Origin of the sequence: Frischella sp. Ac48 (assembly GCF_019641635.1) — a bacterium.
Classification (GTDB): Bacteria; Pseudomonadota; Gammaproteobacteria; order Enterobacterales; family Orbaceae; genus Frischella; species Frischella japonica.
In genome coordinates this window covers 109,267-131,208 of sequence record NZ_JAETXP010000002.1, presented here as the reverse complement: position 1 = coordinate 131,208, position 21,942 = coordinate 109,267, and the positions used below count along the sequence as shown (strand labels likewise).

At 33.5% G+C, this 21,942-nt stretch carries 19 protein-coding genes and 1 pseudogene; 16 read left to right on the top strand and 4 right to left on the bottom strand.

Going from position 1 to position 21,942, the window contains the following annotated elements; translation table 11 throughout:
• Positions 1–21: 21 nt before the first annotated feature.
• Positions 22–2,304, bottom strand: a complete 2,283-nt coding sequence (gene nrdA / locus JMI89_RS02415; RefSeq protein WP_220679251.1) for a class 1a ribonucleoside-diphosphate reductase subunit alpha — start codon at positions 2,302–2,304, stop codon at positions 22–24.
• Between the two features lie 384 nt (positions 2,305–2,688).
• On the opposite strand from nrdA, the pseudogene JMI89_RS11845 reads away from it, so the two are divergent.
• The 3 genes and pseudogenes from JMI89_RS11845 to JMI89_RS02395 all read left to right on the top strand — a co-directional run bounded on the left by JMI89_RS11845 (position 2,689) and on the right by JMI89_RS02395 (position 3,339).
• Positions 2,689–3,065: pseudogene (locus tag JMI89_RS11845) on the top strand (pantoate--beta-alanine ligase).
• 1 nt (position 3,066) lies between these two features.
• A complete protein-coding gene (locus JMI89_RS12005) occupies positions 3,067–3,141 on the top strand; it encodes a pantoate--beta-alanine ligase (protein WP_220679255.1) in 75 nt (24 codons plus the stop codon).
• A 39-nt stretch (positions 3,142–3,180) separates the two neighbouring features.
• The gene (locus tag JMI89_RS02395; RefSeq protein ID WP_187755865.1) at positions 3,181–3,339 is read left to right on the top strand and encodes a hypothetical protein; all 159 of its coding nucleotides are present in this window, start codon (positions 3,181–3,183) and stop codon (positions 3,337–3,339) included.
• 212 nt (positions 3,340–3,551) lie between these two features.
• On the opposite strand, the gene JMI89_RS02390 is transcribed toward JMI89_RS02395, so the two are convergent.
• Positions 3,552–4,331: a hypothetical protein gene (locus JMI89_RS02390; protein WP_220679249.1), complete on the bottom strand. Its 780-nt coding sequence runs from the start codon at positions 4,329–4,331 to the stop codon at positions 3,552–3,554.
• Between the two features lie 236 nt (positions 4,332–4,567).
• On the opposite strand from JMI89_RS02390, the gene JMI89_RS02385 reads away from it, so the two are divergent.
• The 5 genes from JMI89_RS02385 to JMI89_RS02365 are packed head-to-tail and all read left to right on the top strand — an operon-like array spanning position 4,568 to position 8,388.
• Positions 4,568–5,512 carry a glutathione S-transferase family protein gene (locus tag JMI89_RS02385; RefSeq protein ID WP_220679248.1) on the top strand — a complete coding sequence of 315 codons (945 nt, stop codon included), beginning with the start codon at positions 4,568–4,570 and terminating at the stop codon, positions 5,510–5,512.
• Positions 5,513–5,561: 49 nt separating this feature from the next.
• On the top strand, positions 5,562–6,302 hold the full coding sequence (locus JMI89_RS02380; RefSeq protein WP_220679247.1) for an amino acid ABC transporter permease: 741 nt from the start codon (positions 5,562–5,564) through the stop codon (positions 6,300–6,302).
• Complete coding sequence (locus tag JMI89_RS02375; RefSeq protein WP_187755861.1) at positions 6,299–7,057, top strand: amino acid ABC transporter ATP-binding protein; 759 nt, start codon at positions 6,299–6,301, stop codon at positions 7,055–7,057. Before JMI89_RS02380 ends, JMI89_RS02375 begins: the two co-directional genes overlap by 4 nt.
• A 24-nt stretch (positions 7,058–7,081) precedes the next feature.
• On the top strand, positions 7,082–7,507 hold the full coding sequence (locus JMI89_RS02370) for a GNAT family N-acetyltransferase (RefSeq protein ID WP_187755860.1): 426 nt from the start codon (positions 7,082–7,084) through the stop codon (positions 7,505–7,507).
• A gap of 59 nt (positions 7,508–7,566) precedes the next feature.
• Complete coding sequence (locus JMI89_RS02365) at positions 7,567–8,388, top strand: transporter substrate-binding domain-containing protein (protein ID WP_187755859.1); 822 nt, start codon at positions 7,567–7,569, stop codon at positions 8,386–8,388.
• Between the two features lie 119 nt (positions 8,389–8,507).
• On the opposite strand, the gene JMI89_RS02360 is transcribed toward JMI89_RS02365, so the two are convergent.
• A complete protein-coding gene (locus JMI89_RS02360; RefSeq protein WP_187755858.1) occupies positions 8,508–9,392 on the bottom strand; it encodes a triacylglycerol lipase in 885 nt (294 codons plus the stop codon).
• 1,481 nt (positions 9,393–10,873) lie between these two features.
• Here JMI89_RS02360 and JMI89_RS02355 point away from each other — a divergent pair.
• The 8 genes from JMI89_RS02355 to celB all read left to right on the top strand — a co-directional run bounded on the left by JMI89_RS02355 (position 10,874) and on the right by celB (position 19,660).
• Positions 10,874–11,857: an AEC family transporter gene (locus JMI89_RS02355; protein ID WP_187755857.1), complete on the top strand. Its 984-nt coding sequence runs from the start codon at positions 10,874–10,876 to the stop codon at positions 11,855–11,857.
• 333 nt (positions 11,858–12,190) lie between these two features.
• Positions 12,191–12,418: a ChaB family protein gene (locus tag JMI89_RS02350; RefSeq protein ID WP_187755856.1), complete on the top strand. Its 228-nt coding sequence runs from the start codon at positions 12,191–12,193 to the stop codon at positions 12,416–12,418.
• A gap of 1,096 nt (positions 12,419–13,514) precedes the next feature.
• The gene (locus JMI89_RS02345; RefSeq protein ID WP_187755855.1) at positions 13,515–14,951 is read left to right on the top strand and encodes a 6-phospho-beta-glucosidase; all 1,437 of its coding nucleotides are present in this window, start codon (positions 13,515–13,517) and stop codon (positions 14,949–14,951) included.
• A gap of 25 nt (positions 14,952–14,976) precedes the next feature.
• Positions 14,977–15,294, top strand: coding sequence for a PTS cellobiose transporter subunit IIB (locus tag JMI89_RS02340; protein ID WP_187755854.1), 318 nt, complete (start codon positions 14,977–14,979; stop codon positions 15,292–15,294).
• 150 nt (positions 15,295–15,444) lie between these two features.
• A complete protein-coding gene (locus tag JMI89_RS02335; RefSeq protein ID WP_187755853.1) occupies positions 15,445–17,454 on the top strand; it encodes a transcription antiterminator in 2,010 nt (669 codons plus the stop codon).
• Positions 17,455–17,456: 2 nt separating this feature from the next.
• Positions 17,457–17,807: a PTS cellobiose transporter subunit IIA gene (locus JMI89_RS02330; protein ID WP_220679246.1), complete on the top strand. Its 351-nt coding sequence runs from the start codon at positions 17,457–17,459 to the stop codon at positions 17,805–17,807.
• 3 nt (positions 17,808–17,810) lie between these two features.
• Positions 17,811–18,296: a hypothetical protein gene (locus tag JMI89_RS02325; protein ID WP_220679245.1), complete on the top strand. Its 486-nt coding sequence runs from the start codon at positions 17,811–17,813 to the stop codon at positions 18,294–18,296.
• Between the two features lie 14 nt (positions 18,297–18,310).
• Positions 18,311–19,660 carry a PTS cellobiose transporter subunit IIC gene (gene celB, locus JMI89_RS02320; RefSeq protein WP_187755851.1) on the top strand — a complete coding sequence of 450 codons (1,350 nt, stop codon included), beginning with the start codon at positions 18,311–18,313 and terminating at the stop codon, positions 19,658–19,660.
• Positions 19,661–20,220: 560 nt separating this feature from the next.
• Here the strand turns inward: celB and JMI89_RS02315 are convergent.
• A complete protein-coding gene (locus tag JMI89_RS02315; RefSeq protein WP_187755850.1) occupies positions 20,221–21,582 on the bottom strand; it encodes a sodium-dependent transporter in 1,362 nt (453 codons plus the stop codon).
• Between the last annotated feature and the right edge of the window lie 360 nt (positions 21,583–21,942).

The window sequence follows — 21,942 nt, the reverse complement described above, 5'->3', positions numbered from 1 at the left end:
GCTATAAACGTTTATCTATGTTTAAATTTTACAAGCACCACCTTCACACCCGTCATCAGTTACAGTAATGATATCTTCCTGAATATCTTCTGCTCCATCACGCGTATTATGGTAATAAAGTGTTTTGACACCATATTTGTATGCGATCAACAGATCAGCAAGTAATTGTTTCATTGGTACTTTGTCATTAGCGAATTTAGTTGGATCATAATTAGTATTCGCTGAAATTGATTGATCAACAAATTTTTGCATAATGCCGACCAATTGTAAGTAACCGGTATTATTCGGGATTTGCCAGAGTAACTCATAAAAATGCTTCAACGTCTCATACTCAGGCACCACTTGTTTTAAAATGCCATCTTTAGATGCTTTCACACTCACATAGCCTCTAGGTGGTTCGATGCCATTAGTTGCATTAGAAATTTGCGATGAGGTTTCCGATGGCATTAATGCTGATAGTGTTGAGTTACGTAAACCATATTGTTTAATCGATTGACGTAATCCTTCCCAATCATAATTCAATTTTGTTTTAACAATATCGTCCAAATCACGTTTATACGTGTCAATCGGTAAAATACCTTGTGCATAAGTTGTTTCATGGAATAGTGGACAAGCACCTTTTTCTATAGCTAATTCATTAGATGCTTTTAACAAATAGTATTGCATTGCTTCAAAAGTACGATGAGTAAGATTATTGGCACTCCCGTCAGAATATTTCACACCATGTTTAGCTAAATAATAAGCATAGTTAATCACTCCAATACCTAGTGTACGGCGGTTCATAGTGGATGTTTTTGCGGCCGGTACCGGATAATCTTGATAATCTAATAATCCATCAAGAGCGCGTACTGCCAAACGCGCTAGTTCTTCAAATTCGTCTAATGATTCAATCATCCCTAAATTAAAAGCAGATAAGGTACAGAGAGCAATTTCACCCGTTGCATCATTAATATTATTAAGCGGTTTTGTTGGTAAAGCGATTTCCATACATAAATTGGACTGACGTATCGGCGCTACCTCGGCATTAAACGGACTATGGGTATTACAATGATCGACGTTTTGAATATAAATACGTCCGGTCGAAGCACGTTCTTGCATAAGAAGTGCAAATAATTCTACAGCTTTAACGGAACGTTTGCGAATCGATTCATCAGCTTCATATTGTTGATATAACTGTTCAAATTCATCTTGATTTGAAAAAAAGGCATCATATAAGCCTGGAACATCTGACGGACTAAATAACGTAATATTTTCACCGTTAATTAAACGCTGATACATGAGTTTATTAATTTGTACCCCATAATCTAAATGACGGACTCGGTTTTCTTCTACACCGCGATTGTTACGTAACACTAATAAACTTTCTACTTCTAAGTGCCATAATGGATAAAATACCGTTGCCGCTCCACCACGTACTCCTCCCTGTGAGCATGATTTTACTGCAGTTTGGAAATATTTATAAAATGGTATACAACCAGTATGAAAAGCTTCACCGCCCCGAATAGGGCTACCTAACGCGCGAATGCGGCCGGCATTAACCCCTATTCCAGCACGTTGAGAAACATATTTGACAATTGCACTTGCGGTGGCGTTGATTGAATCTAAGCTATCATCACATTCAATTAATACGCATGAACTAAACTGACGAGTCGGGGTGCGTACTCCTGCCATAATCGGTGTGGGTAATGAAATTTTAAATGTTGAAATCGCATCATAAAAACCTTTTACGTAATCGAGGCGAGTTGCTTTAGGATAATTAGCAAATAAGCAGGCTGCAACTAAAATATATAAGAATTGCGCACTTTCATAAATTTGTCCAGTTACTCGGTTTTGGACTAAATATTTACCTTCAAGTTGTTTTACCGCTGCATAAGAAAACGTCATATCACGCCAATGATCTAAAACCCCATCCATTTGATTAAATTCAGATTCTGTATAGTCAGTTAATAAATGTTTATCATAACGACCATCGGCTACTAATTTTTTAACATGATCATAAAGTTTTGGGGGTTCGAATTGACCAAAGGCTTTTTTACGCAGATGAAAAATTGCTAAACGAGCTGATAAATATTGATAATCAGGTGCTTCTTGTGATATTAAATCAGCAGCCGCACGAATAATTGTTTCGTGAATGTCCTCAGTACGAATACCATCATAAAATTGAATATGAGATCGAAGTTCCACTTGGGATACTGAAACATTATTTAATCCTTCGGCTGCCCAGTTTATCACCCGGTGAATTTTATCAAGATCAATTGGCTCTTTTTGACCATTGCGTTTAGTGACTAACATCGATTTGTTCATACTCTCATCCATATAATAAATTACAAAAAACTAATAAAACATATAATAATTGATAATGATCAAAAAATACAATATGTAGTGTCTATTAATAAATAAAGTACTATATATTGTGTTTTATGGCGAAAAATAGTACAACCAATATTATCAAACTGCCGATGAAATAGTTCTACAATAAGGATTTATTGGTGAATTAGAGATGACATTTTTTATGCTATATTTTAGATATTTAAATCATTAATAACGAGCAGAAAGTTATTAAATAGTCATGTAGATTATTTTAAATGCACTAAAATCATACAATTTAATGATAAGTATAGTACAAACTTTCAACAATATTGGCATCAGTTATTTATCGGAAATGCACAGACATTATGTCAATCTAGTATGCAACAAATTAAACAACAACATGATAAAGTGATTGTATCGATTTTTGTCAATCCAATTCAATTTGGACCACTTGAAGATTTAGTCAGTTACCCTCTTGGCCTTAAGCGTGAAATACTGGCTGGCCAAAAAAGGGGGCAATTTACTATGTTGCCTAACAGTGGACGAACTCTACGATCCGTATTTTGTTCTTATGTTGATGTTAATGGGAGAACTGAAGCACTCTGTGGTAAAAGGCGGCCAGGCCATTTATAGCTGTTTGTACTATTATAACTAAGTTATTTGATATTACTCAGTTAGATCGCGCTTATCTCCGGCAAAAAGATCCCCAGCAACTGGCAGCGATTAAACAAATGGTTAATGATTTAAACTTTTAATATTGCCGTAATCAGTTACTCTATCGTGCGTGAGGCTGATGGTTTAGCGAAAAGTTCTCGCAATAGTTATTTGTAACAGCAAGAGCAAAGTGCCACGTTATGCTTTTATCAAGCGATGAAAGTTGCACAAATTTTGATTAAACATGGCAAAGAAGATTGTCATAATTGCATCATGCTATTGGAGAAAAATATTGCGCAACAACCATTAGCTAAAACTGATTATGTTGAAACAATCGATTTCAAAACCTTAAACCCAGTCGATAGTATCAAATAATTAGTTTTAGTCGCTTTGGCAGTTTATATCGGTAAAATAAGGCTTATAAACAATTTTATTTACTAACCAAATGAATTGATCTAAATAACGATATTTAATTTTTCTTAAAAAATCACACCTGAGCTAATTAGTGTGTTTGCTAGTGTTAACTAATTCAGTTAGGTTATTACCAATAACTTTTGGAGATAGACGCGCTCATCATTGAGCTTCTATTATTGTTTTTTATTACACCAGACCGCCAACTCAGCATAACCCCAATTGTTCATAGTCTCACACCAAATTTGGCGCCATTTACTCACAGTGCTTAAACTCAAATTAAGTGAAGTTGCAATCGTTTTATTGGTATTATTTGCGACCAGCAATGCAATAAAAGGTTGCCATTGTTCGGGGTGTGGGATTTTATTTAATGGCGTTTTACTTAGTAAATTAAACGTTTTACGACATTGTCGACAGCGAAAGCCAGTTCGATGTCCTATTTTAACTGTATTATCAGATTGACAATGATGACATGGAAATTTTTCTATAGTTAACAATTGTTTAATTAATTTAGATAAAGCAGTATATTGTTCTTCGATCATTGTCGGCAACATATCATTTTGGGTCACTCGAATTTGTGTATACCAATAATGAAAGTGAGGATAGTGTTGTTGCATATAATCTATTAATGCATGTTCGCGACGTTTAACCATATCAATCGTACAATCTAATTCATAAGCAAGAGTATGATGTGTCGCTTTTTCAATTCGACGCGTTAGAATCATACCTAACCAAATTGTTGGTACCAATCGATTAAATGGTGTTTTTGTTAGAGGATTGAAATATTTTTGGCAACTTTTACATCGGAATGTGAGCGGTTTTTGACGAATTTTACGAAAATTGATTTGGTGACAAAATGGACAACATTCTTTAACCTGTTCCGGTAAATATGACAAATCATTAAGTAGTGCATCAAAGTCATTTTGTAGCTCTGCTGGCACTAAATCATAGAACATCGCAGTTTATCCAATAACATAAAACGAGTCTAAAATCATAGCAAAAATAAAGCGAAAGGTACATATAAACTGTGAAGCTGCTTATATTTTGCTCATTGAAGAAGGAGGTTGGATATAATTGATTATTATAACCATATATTTATTGGTTATTTTATCCAAAAAATATTTGATGTTAGATTGCAGAAATAGATTTGAAATGACATTAATTCTCGCAATTGATAATAAGGAATTCTGCTATGACTATAGGTAAAATCGTCACTTCTGAAAAGGTTAAAGAGATTGATAAGAATGGTAAATTTGTTCGTCAACACAATCATTTTACGACGCCTTTTGGTGACCAAGCTGGCATGTTACCAGTCGAAGCAGGGCGTTATCGTTTATTATGGGCTGCGGTATGCCCGTGGGCACATCGTTCCATCATTGCCATTAAATTATTAGGTCTGGAAAATGTGATTAGTATAGGTAAAGCTAGTCCTGTCAGAACTAAACAAGGGTGGGAGTTTTCTTTGGATCCAAATGGTGTAGATCCTGTATTAGGAATTCGTTATTTACCAGAAATTTATGCTAAAACTGATCCTGATTATAGTGGACGGGCTACAGTCCCTACCGTGGTTGATGTCAAAACCGGTAAAGTTGTAAATAATGATTATTTTAATCTAACTTATTATTGGGAAACCGTCTTTAAACCCTTTCACAAAGCTGATGCCCCTGATTTATATCCTGAACATCTGCGAGCTGATATTGAAGAACTTAATCAAACATTGTTTCATGAGTTAAATAATGGTGTCTATAAAGCTGGGTTCGCTCAATCGCAACAAGCTTATGAAGATGCTTATAATTTGGTATTTAACCGATTAGATGAATTAGAGAAACGGTTAAGTCATTCGCGTTATTTGTTTGGTGATCATATCACTGACTCAGATATTCGCTTGTATGTCACATTAGCACGCTTTGATGTAGCTTATTATTCGGTATTTAACACCAATCGCAATCGTTTAGTTGATTTTCCGCATTTATGGGCTTATTCCAGAAGGCTTTATCAAATTCCTGCATTTGGTTCTACTACCGATTTTCAGGCAATTAAACAAGGTTATTATTTAGGGGATCACGCAAAAAATCCTTATGATATTTTGCCGCTAGGACCTGACGTAAGTATTTGGTATACATCAAACAATCGATAACGATCTCATCAATTAACTCGCTATGTAAAGATCATCAGGATAAAGTATTATGCCAAATATAGTAGATTTTCCACTGATTATTAGACTAATTCCGACGTTATTAGCCTATTTGCCGATGACCTTATTTATAACGTTTTTTTCGATGATATTTGGGGTATTAATTGGTTTAATCATAGCACTGATTAAATTAAATCAAATTCGTATATTATCACCGATGGCAACCGTTTTTGTCTCGTTTATCCGTGGTACCCCGTTATTAGTACAATTATATTTAAGTTTTTATGGGATTCCAGTAATGTTACGTTATATCAATTATTTTTATGATACTGATTATAATGTTAATAATATTCCATCAATGTTATTTGTATTAATTGCCTTTTCCTTTAATGAAGCAGCATATAATTCGGAAACTATTCGCGCCGCTTTGCAATCAGTCAATAAAGGTCAAATTGAAGCTGCCCAATCCCTCGGTATGACATATCGCCAGGTTCTACAACGTATTATAATTCCAGAGGCGTTTATTGTTGCATTACCAAATTTTGGTAACACTTTAATTGGGTTATTAAAAGGTACCTCATTGGCTTTTGTATGCTCGGTTGTGGAAATGACCGTCCGAGGTAAAATTCTGGCCGGTTTTCATTATCGCTATTTTGAAGTGTACATCTCACTAGCATTAATTTATTGGGCATTAACTATCATTATTGAACAATTAATTAAAATGGCTGAAAAACGACTAACGATACCTGATAGTGATCAGATTCCAAATTATCGACGAGGTAAGTTACTATGATAAGTGTTCGTAACCTTACGCTTTATTTTAATCAGCATTGTATTTTAAATAACCTCAGTTTTGATATACAGAAAAATGAAATTATTGCAATAATTGGTGCATCTGGGGCGGGTAAATCATCGTTATTGCGGTGCTTAAATTTATTAGAAAAGCCTCAGCAGGGTAGGATTCGTATTGGTAATCAAGAAATTGATTTAGCTCATGTAAAACGTAATGAAATAGTACAATTCCGGCAACAAAGTGCCATGGTTTTTCAGCAATTTAATCTTTTCCAACAGAAAAATGCCCTAGAAAATGTCATGGAAGGATTAGTGGTGGTCAAGAAGTATTCTCCTCAACAAGCAAAAGCGATTGCCTTAGAAAAATTAGTGGAAGTGGGTTTAAGCGGACGGGTCTATCATTATCCCAAACAATTATCAGGCGGGCAACAACAACGGGTAGCTATAGCCAGGGCATTAGCAATGAATCCAAAAGTATTATTGTTTGATGAACCTACATCAGCGCTCGATCCCGAGTTAGTTGGTGAGGTACTCATGAGTATTCAACAGGCAGCTAAAGCCGGAAACACGATGATTTTAGTGTCTCACGAGATGCAATTTGTTTACGAAATTGCTACGAGGGTATTATTCTTAGATCAAGGACAAATCATTGAGGATGGCACACCAGAGCAAGTCTTTCATTGTCCGGTACATCCCCGAACTAAAGTATTTTTATCACGTTATTTTGCAACTTTATCGTCAGATTATCAAATTTAGTGATGAGTCATAGCAGGGAAATCTATGGGAATTGTTATCCAACAACATTGTCAAAATATCAATTGGCAGCAAGTCGCGGATTTATTGCGATTTTATGGACTAAGTGAATTAGATGCCGTTACGCAAAGGCAAGTATTTGAAAGAAGCTACGCAGTAGTTTTTTTATTAGAAAATCAACATGTAGTTGGGGTAGGAAGAGCATTATCAGATGGGATTTGTCAGGCAGCAATTTATAACATAGCGTTAGCTAAACATTTGCATGGCAAAGGATATGGTAAAGTCATTGTTGAAACGCTAGTAGCACAGGTTAAGCAGTGTAACATTATATTATATACGCATCCGCAGACGGTTAAGTTTTACCAACAGTTAGGATTTGATTTAATGAAAACAGGAATGGCACGTTATCAACCTGATCATGTAATTGAAATGAAAAACATGGGATTTATCTAATTAATATTAAAGCCATTAGTAATGCGTTTATCCGTCAGTTAATTAAGGAGATAGAGGTTATGAAATATATTCAATGTTATCTGCTTTTCTTTTCAGGTTTGTTGCTATTATCGGGTTGTGATAATAAACAAAATTCTTCCGAGCAAATTAGCAAAAAGAAAATTGTAATTGCCACTTCAGGTGAGCCGAGTCCTTTTACTACGGTTAACAGTAAAGGGGAATTGATAGGCTATGATATCGATGTAGTTAAGGCCATTTTTGCCGAATTACCACAATATCAAATTTCATTTGAAATAACGGAATTTACCTCAGTTTTAGCAGGACTTGATGCCGATCGTTATCAAGTTGGCGCAAATAATTTTGCGATGAATGAACAGCGTAAAGAAAAATATTTTTATACTGATCCAATTTTTCTTAACCAATATGTTATCGCTGTAAAATCTGATGATAACCGTATTAATAGTTTTAAAGATTTGCATGGTAAATCAACAGAAACAACGCCTGGATTAAATTATTCAACAGCTTTAGAACAATATAACCAGCAAAACCCTAATAACCCTGTCAACATTGATTATAGTGAAGCCGATCTGTTGGCATTATTACAACATGTCGAAAGTGGTAAATATGATTTTCAATTAGTCGATCGTGCGATGTTACAACAATTTATCGATCAACATCAATTAAAATTAAAGAGTATTGAATTAAGTGCTGAGGATAGTGCGCGTATAGGTTTACCCTATAGCTATTTATTAGTGAGTAAGAGTGGGCAAGGTGAACAGTTAACCCAAGATCTAAATCAAGGAATAAAAAACATTATTCACAATGGAAAGTTGGCTGAAATAAGCTATCATTATTTCAATGCTGATTATTCGCCAAAATAAGTATGAATTCTTACTAAAAGTGAGATGAAGTAAAAAATAATCTGATTCTTATAAAGTAAAAATGTTGTAATAAAAAACCACCAAACGGTGGTTTTAAATTACGAATATTAACAAAAGTATTATAAACCTTTTGCTTTTAAACGTGCAGCATGTTCCAGATAGATATTGACTGGATGTGGATTGATTGGGTGCATTCCGCCAATTTGGTTAATCGCATCAAGGTGATCCATATGATAGTCTGATTTGATCACTTTACCCAAATGAGTACTGAATCGTCCAACTACTCCATCATTTTGATCTTTTTCTTTAGTAAATAATTTGCCTAATTCAATTAAGATAGCGTGGGATGGGTCAAGGTTATTCAAGCCTTCATTTAAGATATCTCTTTGTTTAATAATTCCACTCCAAGAGTAATAATAAATACCATTACTTTCAAGTTCTTTACCTTCACCACCCCAAGTCGTTGGCAGCCCTTGTGGATATTTTTTATTAAATTCAGCAGTGCCTTTAGTTGATAAACTTTTGACTGCCGAATAGAAATCTTGTGGTAAAAGTGGTTTAGTACTAAATAAACTAATAAATGCCATGAAAGCATTGACAATAACCGAAGCAGCTTCGCCAACGATTCGCCCTTCATAAACATCAAGCAATAGATCGGCAATTTCTAAACCAAAATTAACGCCATTAACTGATGTTACAGAAGCAACTAAATTAGGTGCTTCAGCTGCCACATAACGAGAAGTCGGGGCACCTTGGCTGTGGCCAATTAAATTCACTTTCTCTGCGCCAGTTTCATTCAAAATATCCTTAACCTCTTTTAAAAGTTGTTTTCCTCGCTCCTCGGTTGAATTAGTTGCTGAAATAGCAGGAGTGAAAACGACAGCACCTTCTTCTTGTAATCTTTTGGCAATGTTGAAAAAATAAGGATAGCCCATAATTTTATCAAAACCAAAAAGACCGTGTACAAGAACGAGTGGATATTTAGTTTTAGCAGTTTCTTTCATAATATATTCCTTATGTGATTTTTGTAGATTAAAAAATTACCTGAGTAATTTCTGTTTTTAATAAACTTCTGATGACACAGCCGTTTATTTTTATGTAATTACCAAAAAATATGTTTCTCGGTAGTTATATAAAATTGTTTTAAAAATTTGATTGATAATTTGGGAGAGTGATTGTTAGCCATTGTTATGGCTTAAATCGAAGCCTGCTGTTTTTAAATAAAAAAAGCCACAATACAGTGGCTTAATAGCATTATATAGTAGCGAAACCCTATATGTATTCATTGTATAGAAGCAGCAAACGAAACTTTAAAAAATCGAATAAATTGTAGATTAAAAAATTACCTGAGTAATTTCTGTTTTTAATAAACTTCTGATGACACAGCCGTTTATTTTTATATAATTACCAAAAAATATGTTTCTCGGTAGTTATATAAAATTGTTTTAAAAATTTGATTGATAATTTGGGAGAGTGATTGTTAGCCATTGTTATGGCTTAAATCGAAGCCTACTGTTTTTAAATAAAAAAGCCACAATACAGTGGCTTAATAGCATTATATAGTAGCGAAAATCCATATGATTTAATTGTATAGAAGCAGCAAACGGAACTTTAAAAAATCGAATAAAAAGTAGAAGATAAAATAATTTTAATAATATGATTCAATTTGTTATATTGAGTGCATTTGACGATTAAAATTTAGTCGTTATTTAGTAGCTTTTATGATACTTAACCTATTGCACATAATTTTTAATAGATGGATCTAATTAACTTAACGAGTTTTTAAAATAGAAAACACATAGCTATACTCATTATGATATATGCAATAAATTTACTCTATTTTTAACATTAATAATTGATTTAAGTTTTTGAGAAAAGTTACTATGAAAGGATTTAACAACTTTTTAAATACAGATAATCTATTTTCCTAAAGTATAGCCTTATTTTTCCCAAAAGTCAAATTTTATATTCATATTAAAAATGTTTTTATAATCGCTCATTAAAAATATCCAGAAACAACTAAATATTAGGCATTATTAGCTTAAATTTTGACTTTTACTATAATTTAACACTTCTATTTACCAAAAAATAACGCTTTATTAGATATAATAAGAACATATTATTATTGAGATAAGTCAAATAAAATGTTGCTAAGTTTCTGTTTTTTAATAACATTAATAGTGTATAGTTTTGTACAAGCATGTTTAGATTAAGTTATAATAGTTACATATTATGATATTTAATGAATCCATCCACATAAATATATGTGGTATTAATTATTGAGTTAATCAAAGTAACGATAAAACAGAGTTTAGTAATTTGAAATTTCAACAAGTTAAGAGTACAAAAATGTACTGGCTATGACAAGTACATTTTATCTATTCCCTGTATTTTTGCACGGTCTATAAAAATAAATCCATAACAAATTACCGTCCTATTACCGAATATAAATTTTTATTAAAGTTATTTTTAGGAGTTTTAAAAAATGAATCTGATTTGGTCAGCAGTTGGGCAAGTAATAAGTTCTTGTCTTCCGGTATTTTTGTTAATTTTTCTTGGTTGGCTATGTGTACAACAGAAAATATTTACTAAAGATTCTAAGAAGTTATTATCTGGATTAGTCTCAAATTTTGTCTTTCCGGCACTGCTGTTTGTTCATACTTCCCACGCTAAGCCATCAGAAATATTCAATGGTACTTGGATGATCGCCTTTTTCTGTACAATGTCTTTTTTATGGATAATTTGTTTTTTAACTAACAAATATATATTACATAAAGAATTAAAGGCGACGGCAATGAGTTCAATGTTATGTTGTTTCCCTAATATGGGGGGAATGGGTGTGCCATTTTTAACCCTAATGTTGGGTGCTTCTTCTACGATTTCTGTTGCTATAGCGAATTTTGTGGTTGCTTTGTCATTAATTCCAATGACTATTTTCTTACTAGAATTATGTGATACTAAAATCTCAGGTGGTAAAGTTACTGGAACCATGGTACTGAGTGCAGTGAAAAATTCACTGATGAAACCCATGTTTTTAGCAGTTATTCTTGGGTTAATTGTCAGTGTAACAGATGGTACAACGTGGATGCCACACTTTATATTCAATACGTTTGATATTATGTCTAATGCATGTAATTTTATCTCTCTAATTGCGGTTGGAGTGGGTATTTATGGTGTTAAATTGACTTTTTCAAAACCATTGATAGTGAATATAATATTAAAAAGCTTTCTTACCCCAATTGTTGCTTTGATTGCAGTACATCTTTTTGGCATTACTGGAATGGAAGCTGAAGAATTGGTCTTTTTATTAGCAATGCCAACTGCATCGACCGCCGTCATTTTGGCATTCAATTGGAATGTTGAACAAGAACAAGCATCAAGTATTTTCTTTGCCTCAACGATTTTATCAATATTTATTTTACCAACATTATTACTCATTATGGATTTCACTGTACCCGGTGTTGCATAATAAATGAGATAATAATGATAACCCTTCATTTAGCTTTAGTTGAATGAGGGGTTATTTATTGAATTAATAATCCAAATTTGCTATAAAAAATAATAAAATATTTGTGTGCAATTTACCCTAAATATCTCAGTTTTGCTATTATTGACATGCATAATATGAACTTGGACTAGTAGAACTTAACTTAAATAAAGTTTGATTGTTGGCAATATCAATACTGATAAATTAAGACTTGTATTATTTGATAAAAAAGATTAAATTTAATCTTATATTATTGTATTTAAACAATATTTTATCTTCGAGTGCCGTGTCAATTAATTTATGGGGGAATGCGTTATGCCATATCAAACACGAAATGATTTACCTGAATCAGTGCGTCACGTTTTACCCGAACATGCCCAAGATATCTTTAAAGAAGCTTTCAACCACGCGATAAAACAATATCAAGATCCGCAAAAACGACGCGATAATAGTTCCCCCGAGCAAATTGCGTTTCGAGTTGCATGGTCAGCTGTCGAAAAAGTTTATCGTAAAGATGAAAACGGTAAATGGCAGTTAAAATGAAGCCCAAACTTGATATAAAAAGATAACCTTGTATTGATAGCACTGTAACTTTTAATTTATTACATGTTGATTATAAATAATAGCATCATTAATGCTGCTATCTAAGCATTAGCAAAAGCTGTTAAGATTATGTTGTGATATCTTTGAAAGAAAGCTTAATGTCTTTAATGACATTAACTTGTTTTCAATTCGTTAGTGAACAAGAAAAAGTCGCTATCACAAGATCAAGATAATCTAAAGAACCATTATTTATCGAAGTTATTGAACGTATTAAGTAAACAGTCACATACTCGCTGGAGTAATCTATAAATTTATCGTTTATCATTATTGAAAACAACATTGTCAATCTCTTGTATTTTATCGGAAATTGTAGGCGCTTAGTGGATAATTTACGAATTTTTTGGCGAAATTACGCGCGTACTATGGCGATATTTAACTGATTCCTCTTTTACAGAAAAATGTATTAACGAAAGAAATTAATGATATAAAAAAATTACATTATCAGTTTTCTGCTGATAATTATCATTACCAACTGCTTTTGTTAACTCGGATTGCAATATTTTTTATCTAGAGTTGACAGATGAAGAACTAACCTTGCTCTCTAACCAATACTTATTTTCAACCATGTTTAGATTGTGAACATGATGAAATAGAACCTTTGAATTTGTAGTTATTATCCATTGCAATGAAACGAATCTATCGCGCTTACAAAATATGTACAAATTAATAGTGAGTTTGGTAAAAACGTTATTTTTATAACTAGTTAATCTGGTATTTTTTACAGTCATCTTCAATATATTAGATTAAATTTATGATTGAGTTGTGCATAAAATCGCTATTTATTTGTTCATCAGTACGAATCACTTCTTACATATCCTTACTTCTGTTACAAGACTAATCATTTTTTGCCATTCCATATCGGTTATAAGCAAACTTATTATGTTGAACTTGCTAAGTTAAATATATGGTTTACGAAGTAGAGTTATTGGAAAAATCATTATTTTTTTCCTGATCGATGCGGAAAAAGTTGGTTAGTAATTATCTTTTTTTCCTTTTATACTTAATCTAAATTCTCAATAAACATAGGTACTTAATTATGAATAATAAAGGTTTACCAAAAGACTTTTTATGGGGAGGAGCCGTTGCCGCTCATCAATTAGAGGGAGCATGGCAAGCAGGTGGTAAAGGGATGAGTGTGGCTGATGTGATGACGGTAGGATCACCAAAAAGTTATCGTAAAATTACCGAAGGAATTGTTGCTGGTCAGTATTACCCTAATCATGAAGCGATCGATTTTTACCATCATTATAAAGAAGATATCAAACTTTTTGCTGAGATGGGCTTTAAATGTTTCCGAACATCTATAGCTTGGACGCGTATTTTTCCTAAAGGTGATGAATTAGCGCCCAATGAAGAAGGTTTAAAATTCTATGATGATCTGTTTGATGAATGCCTTAAGTACAATATTGAACCTGTCGTTACATTGTCTCATTTTGAATTACCTTATCATCTAGTGACTGAATACGGTGGTTTCCGTAATCGAAAATTGATCGATTTTTTTGTGCGTTTTGCTGAAGTTTGTTTTGACCGTTATAAAAATAAGGTCAAATACTGGATGACATTTAACGAAATTAATAATCAAGCTAATTTCCATGAAGATTTTGCGCCATTTACTAATTCGGGGATTTATTATAAACCAGGTGATAACCGCGAACAAATTATGTATCAAGCTGCTCATTATGAACTTGTTGCCAGTGCTAAAGCAGTACAGATAGGGCACGCAATCAATCCAGATTTTCAAATTGGTTGTATGATTGCGTTAGTACCTATTTATCCAGAAACGTGTAAACCAGGCGATATTTTGATGGCACAAAAAGTCATGGAACGTAAATACTTTTTTGCTGACGTTCATGTTCACGGCCAATATCCAAATTACATTAAAAAATATTGGCAGCGAAAAGGCATTGAATTGGATATCACACCACAAGATCTCGAAGTCTTAACAACTGGAACGGTCGATTACATTGGCTTTAGTTATTATATGTCCAACGCTATCAGAAAAACGGCAGATAATGATAGTTATGAATATAACGAAAAAACCGATCTAATTGGCAATCAATATGTAAAAGTATCCGATTGGGGCTGGCAAATTGATCCTGAAGGTCTACGTTACACCTTAAATTGGTTAACAGACATGTATCGATTACCATTATTTATCGTAGAAAACGGTTTTGGAGCTTATGATAAAGTTGAAGCTGATGGCAGTGTTCATGACACTTATCGTATTGACTATCTCCGTGAACATATTAAACAGATGAAGTTAGCGGTTGAAGAAGATGGGGTTGATTTAATGGGCTACACTCCGTGGGGCTGTATTGATTTGGTATCTGCCGGCACTGGCGAAATGGAAAAACGTTACGGTTTTATCTATGTTGACAAAGATAACAAAGGTAATGGTACTTTAAAACGTAGCCGAAAAGATTCATTTGCATGGTACAAGCAAGTTATTGAATCAAATGGTGAAGTTTTATAAAGGATAACAACCTTAAGGAGAATCTATGAAAAAAGCATTAATTATTTGTGCTGCTGGCATGTCATCATCACTAATGGCCAAAAAAGTGAGCGAATATTTTGCCAGTAAAAATAAAGCGATTGTGTTAGATGCGGTTTCGGCAACGGAAGGCAGTAATATGATTAAAAATAGTGATTTTGCATTGTTTTTAATTAGCCCACAAACCATGATGATGTTCGATAAGCTGAAGAAATTGGGTGAGGAAGTAAGTAAACCTGTCGTTAGTATTCCTTTTCAAGCTTATATTCCCATTCAATCAGGTATTGAACAGTTGGCAAAGTTAGTTGAGGAAAATATCCCTTAAGATTAGTTGATTATTTATGCGCCATCGAAAGATTCACGTTATATGATGGCGCTTTATGACGCTATCTAATGTGAGCAAGATAGTCGTGAGGTTATAACACACCCGAATAGCTTAACAGAGTAGTTCGAACGCGTACGGATATCGATAATAATGATAAAAAATAAACAACGTGAGCTGATTAGTTTACTGGTTCGTTGTCAAAATACCTTTAAAAGCAGTCTGGAACTTGCTAGCGAATTAGCGTTATCTGATCGGACCGTACGGACCTATCTCAAAGATTTAAAAACAATCATTGAAAACAATGGTGCTATTATTGTTAGTAAACAAGGTTATGGCTATCGATTACAAATAAATGATCGAAAAGTATTTAATTTATTTCTCATCGAGCACCATTTTTTAGATCGCAGTGATGATCAAACTAGCAGTCGCGATGTATCGGAAAGAAAACACTATATTCTTAATTTATTATTACTAGAAAGTCAAAAAATTGATGTTGAAGAATTATCTGAACGATTATACATCAGTTCATCTCAGTTAAATAAAGATATTCAGGAAATAAAAAATCAACTGCAACCTTATGAATTAACTATTAAAAAAAATAAAGCACTTATTTTTATTGATGGTGAAGAAAGAGCTAAACGACATTTCATTATGAGTTATTTCTTTCATGAAGAGTCGATTAACTTTTTACAACGGTTAACTTATTTGAATAAATTTAGTGATATCATTAGTTTTGATATGCTTACGATCATTATTTTAGATGAGTGTCGTGAAGCAAAAATAAAGCTATCTGATGTGATGATGCAAAATATCGTTTTGCATCTTTCTTTAAGTATTAAACGCATTCAATCAGGTCTTTCAATTCAAAATTTGCATATGCCGGCATCGACAAAAATGGCATTGGAATATCGCGTTGCAGAGAAAATAATTGAACGAATAGAAACTGTAACGGGCTTTCATTTTCCGAAAGAAGAGCAGATGTATTTAACACTACATTTGATGAGTAAATCAAACGTTATTCAGCATAATTTAGATTCACAACTCTATTCATCTTTAACCAACCTATTGATAAAAATTCAACAAGAAACCGGCTATCTCTTCTTAAAAGATGAACAATTAAAAAACGGTATTCTGCAACATCTCAAACCGATGTTAATACGGTTAGAACAAAACATTAAATTAGACAATCCATTACTTGATGAAATTAAGCGTAAATATCCCGAAGTGTTTGCTTTAGTCAAACATTATTTTCTTGAACTTCCTAGTTTGAGTCAATTTACAGTTCATGATGATGAATGGGGTTATCTAACGTTACATTTTCTTGCTTCAATAGAAAAATTGAAAAATGAGCAAAAGGCAAAAGTGCTAATTATTTGTGCTACTGGATTAGGCAGCGCTCAACTGCTAAAAAATCGCGTTGAAAGTGAATTTGATGAACGAATTAAAATTGTTGCGACCAGAGGTTATTATGAAATTGAACCAGAAATGTTAAATGAAGTTGATTTAATTATTTCTTCAATTGATCTCTCGGCAAAAGTGTTTAAAGTCCCTGTTTTTCATGTTTCAGTCTTTTTTACTGAAGAGGATGTGCAAAAAATTCGTCATTATTTTGCTTCGCGCAAAATGCTTATAACACCGTGTACAGATCCTTTATTGGCACTTTCAGCTGCAAATTCATCTCAACCGACAACGCATTTGGAACATATTGTCGATGATTTAATCGCTGATCAGTTTGTGATTTGTCAAACGTTACCAGCACGAGAACGAGTATTAGAGCAATTATTGGATTTACTCGCGGTTAATGAAGCACACAATTATAAAACGGAAATGAAACAACAAATGCAACACCGCATGAAGTTAGGTGAAATCTTTTTCAGCTCAACCATTGTGGTACCCCATCCAGCAATTCCTGTAGGTAAATTATCTAAAATAGGTATCGCAATGATTCCGCAGGGATTATTTTGGGATGTAAATTACCCGGCGGTGCAGTTTATTTTTATGATTTCACCATCTATTTATCAAAACCCAAATTTAGCCATGATGACAAAAGCGATCGTGGCGCTGATTGATGACTTACAGATGCAAAGTGACATGTTGCAGTGTCAAAATTTTGCTCAATTTAAACCACTTTTTATCCAACTTATTGAAAAAGGAGCCTAGCAATGAATGAAAAAATGACCTCAGAGGATATTCAACTCGTTGCTTTTACTATTATTTTGCATAGTGGTAATGCCAAAATGAAAATTCACAGTGCTTTTGAAGCGATGCGCAAGGCTGATTTTATAGCGGCTAATCAGTTACTGGAAGAAGCGAATGAAGAAATATTACAAGCTCATAAATCGCAAACAGAATTGCTCCAAAATTATGCCAATGGGACAAAAATTGACATGGAAATTATTATGGTTCATGCACAAGATCATTTAATGACAACGATGACCCTACGCGAAATGGCGATCGAAATGAGTTATTTGTATGAACAAAACGCTCAACTGGCAGTAAAAATGCGAGGATAACCAATGAATAGCCCAATGACTGATGCGCAAAAAATCAGCTTTAATAATCTTTATTTTAACCGTTTTTTAGCAATACGTTATAGTACAGCATTTTTTCTATTTCTTAATCTTTATTGGACAATATTTCTGCTAGGTTCATTATCTGTAACGGCGATTTTATCATTCATTTTATTTATAATGGGTGGATTCACTGCTTTTGAGCAAATCAAGCTTTATCGCAATCATAGTAATCGCTTACCTTATGCCAATCTTTTTTATCGTGCATTATTGATAATCCATATTATATCAATGGTTGCCATTTATACTCCTTTGTTTCATGCCTTCTTTCCCTTTTTAAAACATTCACAAGATGCTTTATATATGCTAACGGTTTTATGTGTAACGAATTTATTAATTGTTTTATTAATATTAAAAAAACTAAATAAAATTCAACGTAATGAGGATAAACACTACCAAAGAATCCGAGCTTACGAAGAAATCATTAATTAAATGAGGAAAACAAAATGAATACGGGATTTGTAATTTTACAGAAGTATTTAATGACGCCGATGGCCAAGATTTCACAATTTAAAATTGTGCGAGCGGTTATGGCAGCTGGGATGGCTTCAGTACCTTTTTGTATTGTTGGATCGATGTTTTTAGTTTTTAATACGTTGCCAATGACCTTTACGAGTTTAGAAGGTCTTTTCGAAAAGACAATTTTTAGAATAAGTGATCTTTATATGATTGCAAATACTGCAACCATGGGTATTTTAGCACTGTATTTTAATATCATTGTTGGTTATGAACTCACTAAAATCGAAGCTGAAGAAACAGGATTAAAAGTTAATGCACTTAATGGTGCGATGCTCTCTGTTTTTGCTTTCTTTATGACTTTGCCACAACTAGTTATGCACAATGGCTCAATGGTATTACAAAATGATCCTGATAAATCAGTGTTTAATGGCTTAAGCTTAACACCTTTTATTTCCCGACTTGGTACATCAGGTATCTTTATCGCCATCATCATGGCGATTGTTGCGACCCAACTCTACTTTATGTGTGTGAGACGAAATTGGATAGTGAAAATGCCTGAAACTGTTCCATTAGGCGTATCTCGCTCATTTACGGCACTTATTCCAACCTTTGTGATTGCTTTTACGATTATCATTATAAATGGCATCTTAATTTATTTGGGTACTGATATATTTTATATTATTGGTGTTCCATTTGCGTTTGTTACTGACTTAACCAAAAGCTGGTTAGGTGTTATGGTTATCTTATTTTTGATCCATGCTTTATGGGTTGTCGGTATCCATGGTGCGAGTATTATTGGGGCTTTTATTACACCGATTATGCTTGCAAATATGGCGGAAAATACGGCAGGTGCTGGAATACCCTTTGCAGGTGAATTTAATAATTCATTGGTAATTTTGGGCGGTTCGGGTTCAACCTTATTAATGACCTTCTTTATCGCGTTTTTCGCCAGATCCAGTCAATTGAAAATATTAGGCCGTGCTTCGGTAGTACCCGCTATTTTCAATATTAATGAGCCGATAATCTTTGGTATGCCAATTGTATATAATCCTTATTTAGCGATTCCATTTTTATTAGCACCTATGGCTTGTGGTACACTCGGTTATTTTGCAATAAATACTGAGATTATGAATCCAATCATTGCTTTGGTTCCTTGGCCATCGCCAATGGGATTAGGGGCCTTTATTGGTACTGGCGGTGATTATCGCGCGGCGATTGTGGCAATACTTTCAGCGATTTTAGCGTTATTAATTTATCTGCCTTTTGTGAAATTATATGATAATAAATTGTATAGAGAAGAACAAAATAAACAAGCTAATGAAGCAGTAACAGAATAACGATTTTAAATAATAGAATAAAAAGGAACGTTAATGGATAACCGCATTAGTGTTCCTATTATTTCCGCCAATAATAACTTCGATAATTGACTTATTCTACGTTTGTTTATGATAAATTATGTACGACTCTATCACTCATTAAACAGTTCAATTACAACATAGGATTAAAGATCAAGGTTATAATTGGTTTGACTAATGACTTGTAACATGTCAAATAGCAAATTGTTAACGGGTAAATCACGTTAACAAGACCAGTATGCTAACTATTGTGGATTCCGTGGTTAAAGGGAATTACTAACGTGAGGTAAGCAAATAATCTTACAATATATAAACAAATCAATATTAAACGCATAATAAAAAATTTTATAATCGTGCAAACGGTGACGTTGCAAGAGAATAAAAAAACATATGCGTGATAGCATTTAGCGTTGCTTGCAGATATGTTAGGTATTAAGAATCAAATCTAAGTGTACAGCTAATGGATGCATTCCCATAAAAATTGCTTAAAAACCTTGCCAAAAAGCAGGGTTTTTAAGAGGATTTTTATTGCTGATTTATTATTAGGCAAATCCGTAAACCAGAATAACGATAACGGCAATAGGAATGATAAATTTAGTTAATATAGACCATACTTTAAACCAGAAAGAATCTAAATTTAACTCTTTACAGATCAGCTTTTGGTTCATCATCCACGCACCAAAAATAACCGTTCCTAATCCTGTGATAGGTAACATAATTTTACTGGTCAAATAATCGAGTAAATCAAAAATATTTTTATTAAATAGTTTCACTTCAGCCCATTCATTAAATGAAAGGATACAAGCAATACCTAATGCCCAGATGACCACACTACTTACCACGGTTGCAGTTTTACGGCCCATATGAGTTTTTTCTTCTAATAATTCAACCGTTGGTTCAAGTAATGAAATAGACGAAGTTAACGCGGCAAACGTTAAAAAGATAAAGAATAAAATACCTAAAATACTACCACCGGCCATATTACCAAAAGCAATTGGAAGTGTTACAAAGATCAGGCCAGGACCTTCACCGGGTTGTAAACCATTAGCAAATACCAGTGGGAAAATAGCTATGCCTGATAGCATTGCCACAATAACATCCAAAATAACCACAGTACTCGCAGTTGATAATAAGTTCACATTTTTACCAAGATAAGAACCGTACGCCATCATAATTCCCATACCTAAAGAAAGGCTGAAAAATGCATGTCCTAAAGCGGCTAATATCGCCTTACCACTAATTGCTGACCAGTTTGGCGTAAATAGGAATTGAATCGCATCATAAAAAGCTGAGCCGCTAACATATTGTGCATAACCTACCAATACTAGCAGTAAAACACCCAAACCTGGCATCATGACTTTACAACCACGCTCTAAACCAGCGCCGACCCCCATTGCTACAATAAATGCTGTCGCAAACATAAATACCGTGTGCCAAATTAACAGACTATTAACGTTACCGAGGAAATCAGTGAATAGCTGTCCAGTAATTTCACCATTAGCACCTTCAAATGCCCCTTGAGCGGCAAGAACAATATAATCTGTGGCCCAACCACCAATTACACTATAAAAGGAGAGAATTAAAAATGAACCTAGTACTCCAATGATCCCCACCCAACGCCATGCTTTCGAACGGCCTTCAGAAATAGCAACATCTTCCATCGTATGAATGGGATTTTTTTGCCCACGACGACCAATTAACCATTCTAAAACTAAAATCGGTAATCCAATAATGAACATGAAAAGCAAATACGTGAGCACAAATGCTGAGCCCCCCATTTCACCTGCCATATACGGGAATTTCCAAATGTTACCTAACCCAACAGCAGAACCAGCCGCAGCAAGCATGAATCCCATGCGTGAACTCCACTGTGAGTGATTTTCTTTCATTGTACCTTTACTCATGAATAAGTTTCCTTGATTCTTTTTAATAAATAGATTATTGCAATTAATAAAAAAGATGCTGTTAAAAGACAATTTTTAATCTTGCCATGAAATGATTCTTTAAACAATAAATGATTATTTTTAATGATAATAAGAATTTTAATTTGGCTTATCATTGGTTAATAGAATATAAGTATCTAAATTACGTTATATTAGTAAAAAATTATTAAAACAGATGTTTAATTATATGATTTTTAATTTATTCAATCTATGAAAAACCTGTTATAGAATCATTAACAAAAATAAGCATAACCTAATTAAGTTAAGTTTTTATTTAACTCATTAATCTTATACTTTACATTTGCTGTAAATGACAATATA

Coding starts and splice junctions, on each gene's coding strand:
- nrdA (WP_220679251.1), bottom strand. CDS start 2,304: ATGAACAAATCGATGTTAGTCACTAAACGCAATGGTCAAAAAGAGCCA.
- JMI89_RS02370 (WP_187755860.1), top strand. CDS start 7,082: ATGGGAATTGTTATCCAACAACATTGTCAAAATATCAATTGGCAGCAA.
- JMI89_RS02365 (WP_187755859.1), top strand. CDS start 7,567: ATGAAATATATTCAATGTTATCTGCTTTTCTTTTCAGGTTTGTTGCTA.
- JMI89_RS02355 (WP_187755857.1), top strand. CDS start 10,874: ATGAATCTGATTTGGTCAGCAGTTGGGCAAGTAATAAGTTCTTGTCTT.
- JMI89_RS02390 (WP_220679249.1), bottom strand. CDS start 4,331: ATGTTCTATGATTTAGTGCCAGCAGAGCTACAAAATGACTTTGATGCA.
- JMI89_RS02385 (WP_220679248.1), top strand. CDS start 4,568: ATGACTATAGGTAAAATCGTCACTTCTGAAAAGGTTAAAGAGATTGAT.
- JMI89_RS02345 (WP_187755855.1), top strand. CDS start 13,515: ATGAATAATAAAGGTTTACCAAAAGACTTTTTATGGGGAGGAGCCGTT.
- JMI89_RS02380 (WP_220679247.1), top strand. CDS start 5,562: ATGCCAAATATAGTAGATTTTCCACTGATTATTAGACTAATTCCGACG.
- JMI89_RS02330 (WP_220679246.1), top strand. CDS start 17,457: ATGAATGAAAAAATGACCTCAGAGGATATTCAACTCGTTGCTTTTACT.
- JMI89_RS02340 (WP_187755854.1), top strand. CDS start 14,977: ATGAAAAAAGCATTAATTATTTGTGCTGCTGGCATGTCATCATCACTA.
- JMI89_RS02335 (WP_187755853.1), top strand. CDS start 15,445: ATGATAAAAAATAAACAACGTGAGCTGATTAGTTTACTGGTTCGTTGT.
- JMI89_RS02325 (WP_220679245.1), top strand. CDS start 17,811: ATGAATAGCCCAATGACTGATGCGCAAAAAATCAGCTTTAATAATCTT.
- JMI89_RS02360 (WP_187755858.1), bottom strand. CDS start 9,392: ATGAAAGAAACTGCTAAAACTAAATATCCACTCGTTCTTGTACACGGT.
- celB (WP_187755851.1), top strand. CDS start 18,311: ATGAATACGGGATTTGTAATTTTACAGAAGTATTTAATGACGCCGATG.
- JMI89_RS02375 (WP_187755861.1), top strand. CDS start 6,299: ATGATAAGTGTTCGTAACCTTACGCTTTATTTTAATCAGCATTGTATT.
- JMI89_RS02395 (WP_187755865.1), top strand. CDS start 3,181: ATGAAAGTTGCACAAATTTTGATTAAACATGGCAAAGAAGATTGTCAT.
- JMI89_RS02315 (WP_187755850.1), bottom strand. CDS start 21,582: ATGAGTAAAGGTACAATGAAAGAAAATCACTCACAGTGGAGTTCACGC.
- JMI89_RS02350 (WP_187755856.1), top strand. CDS start 12,191: ATGCCATATCAAACACGAAATGATTTACCTGAATCAGTGCGTCACGTT.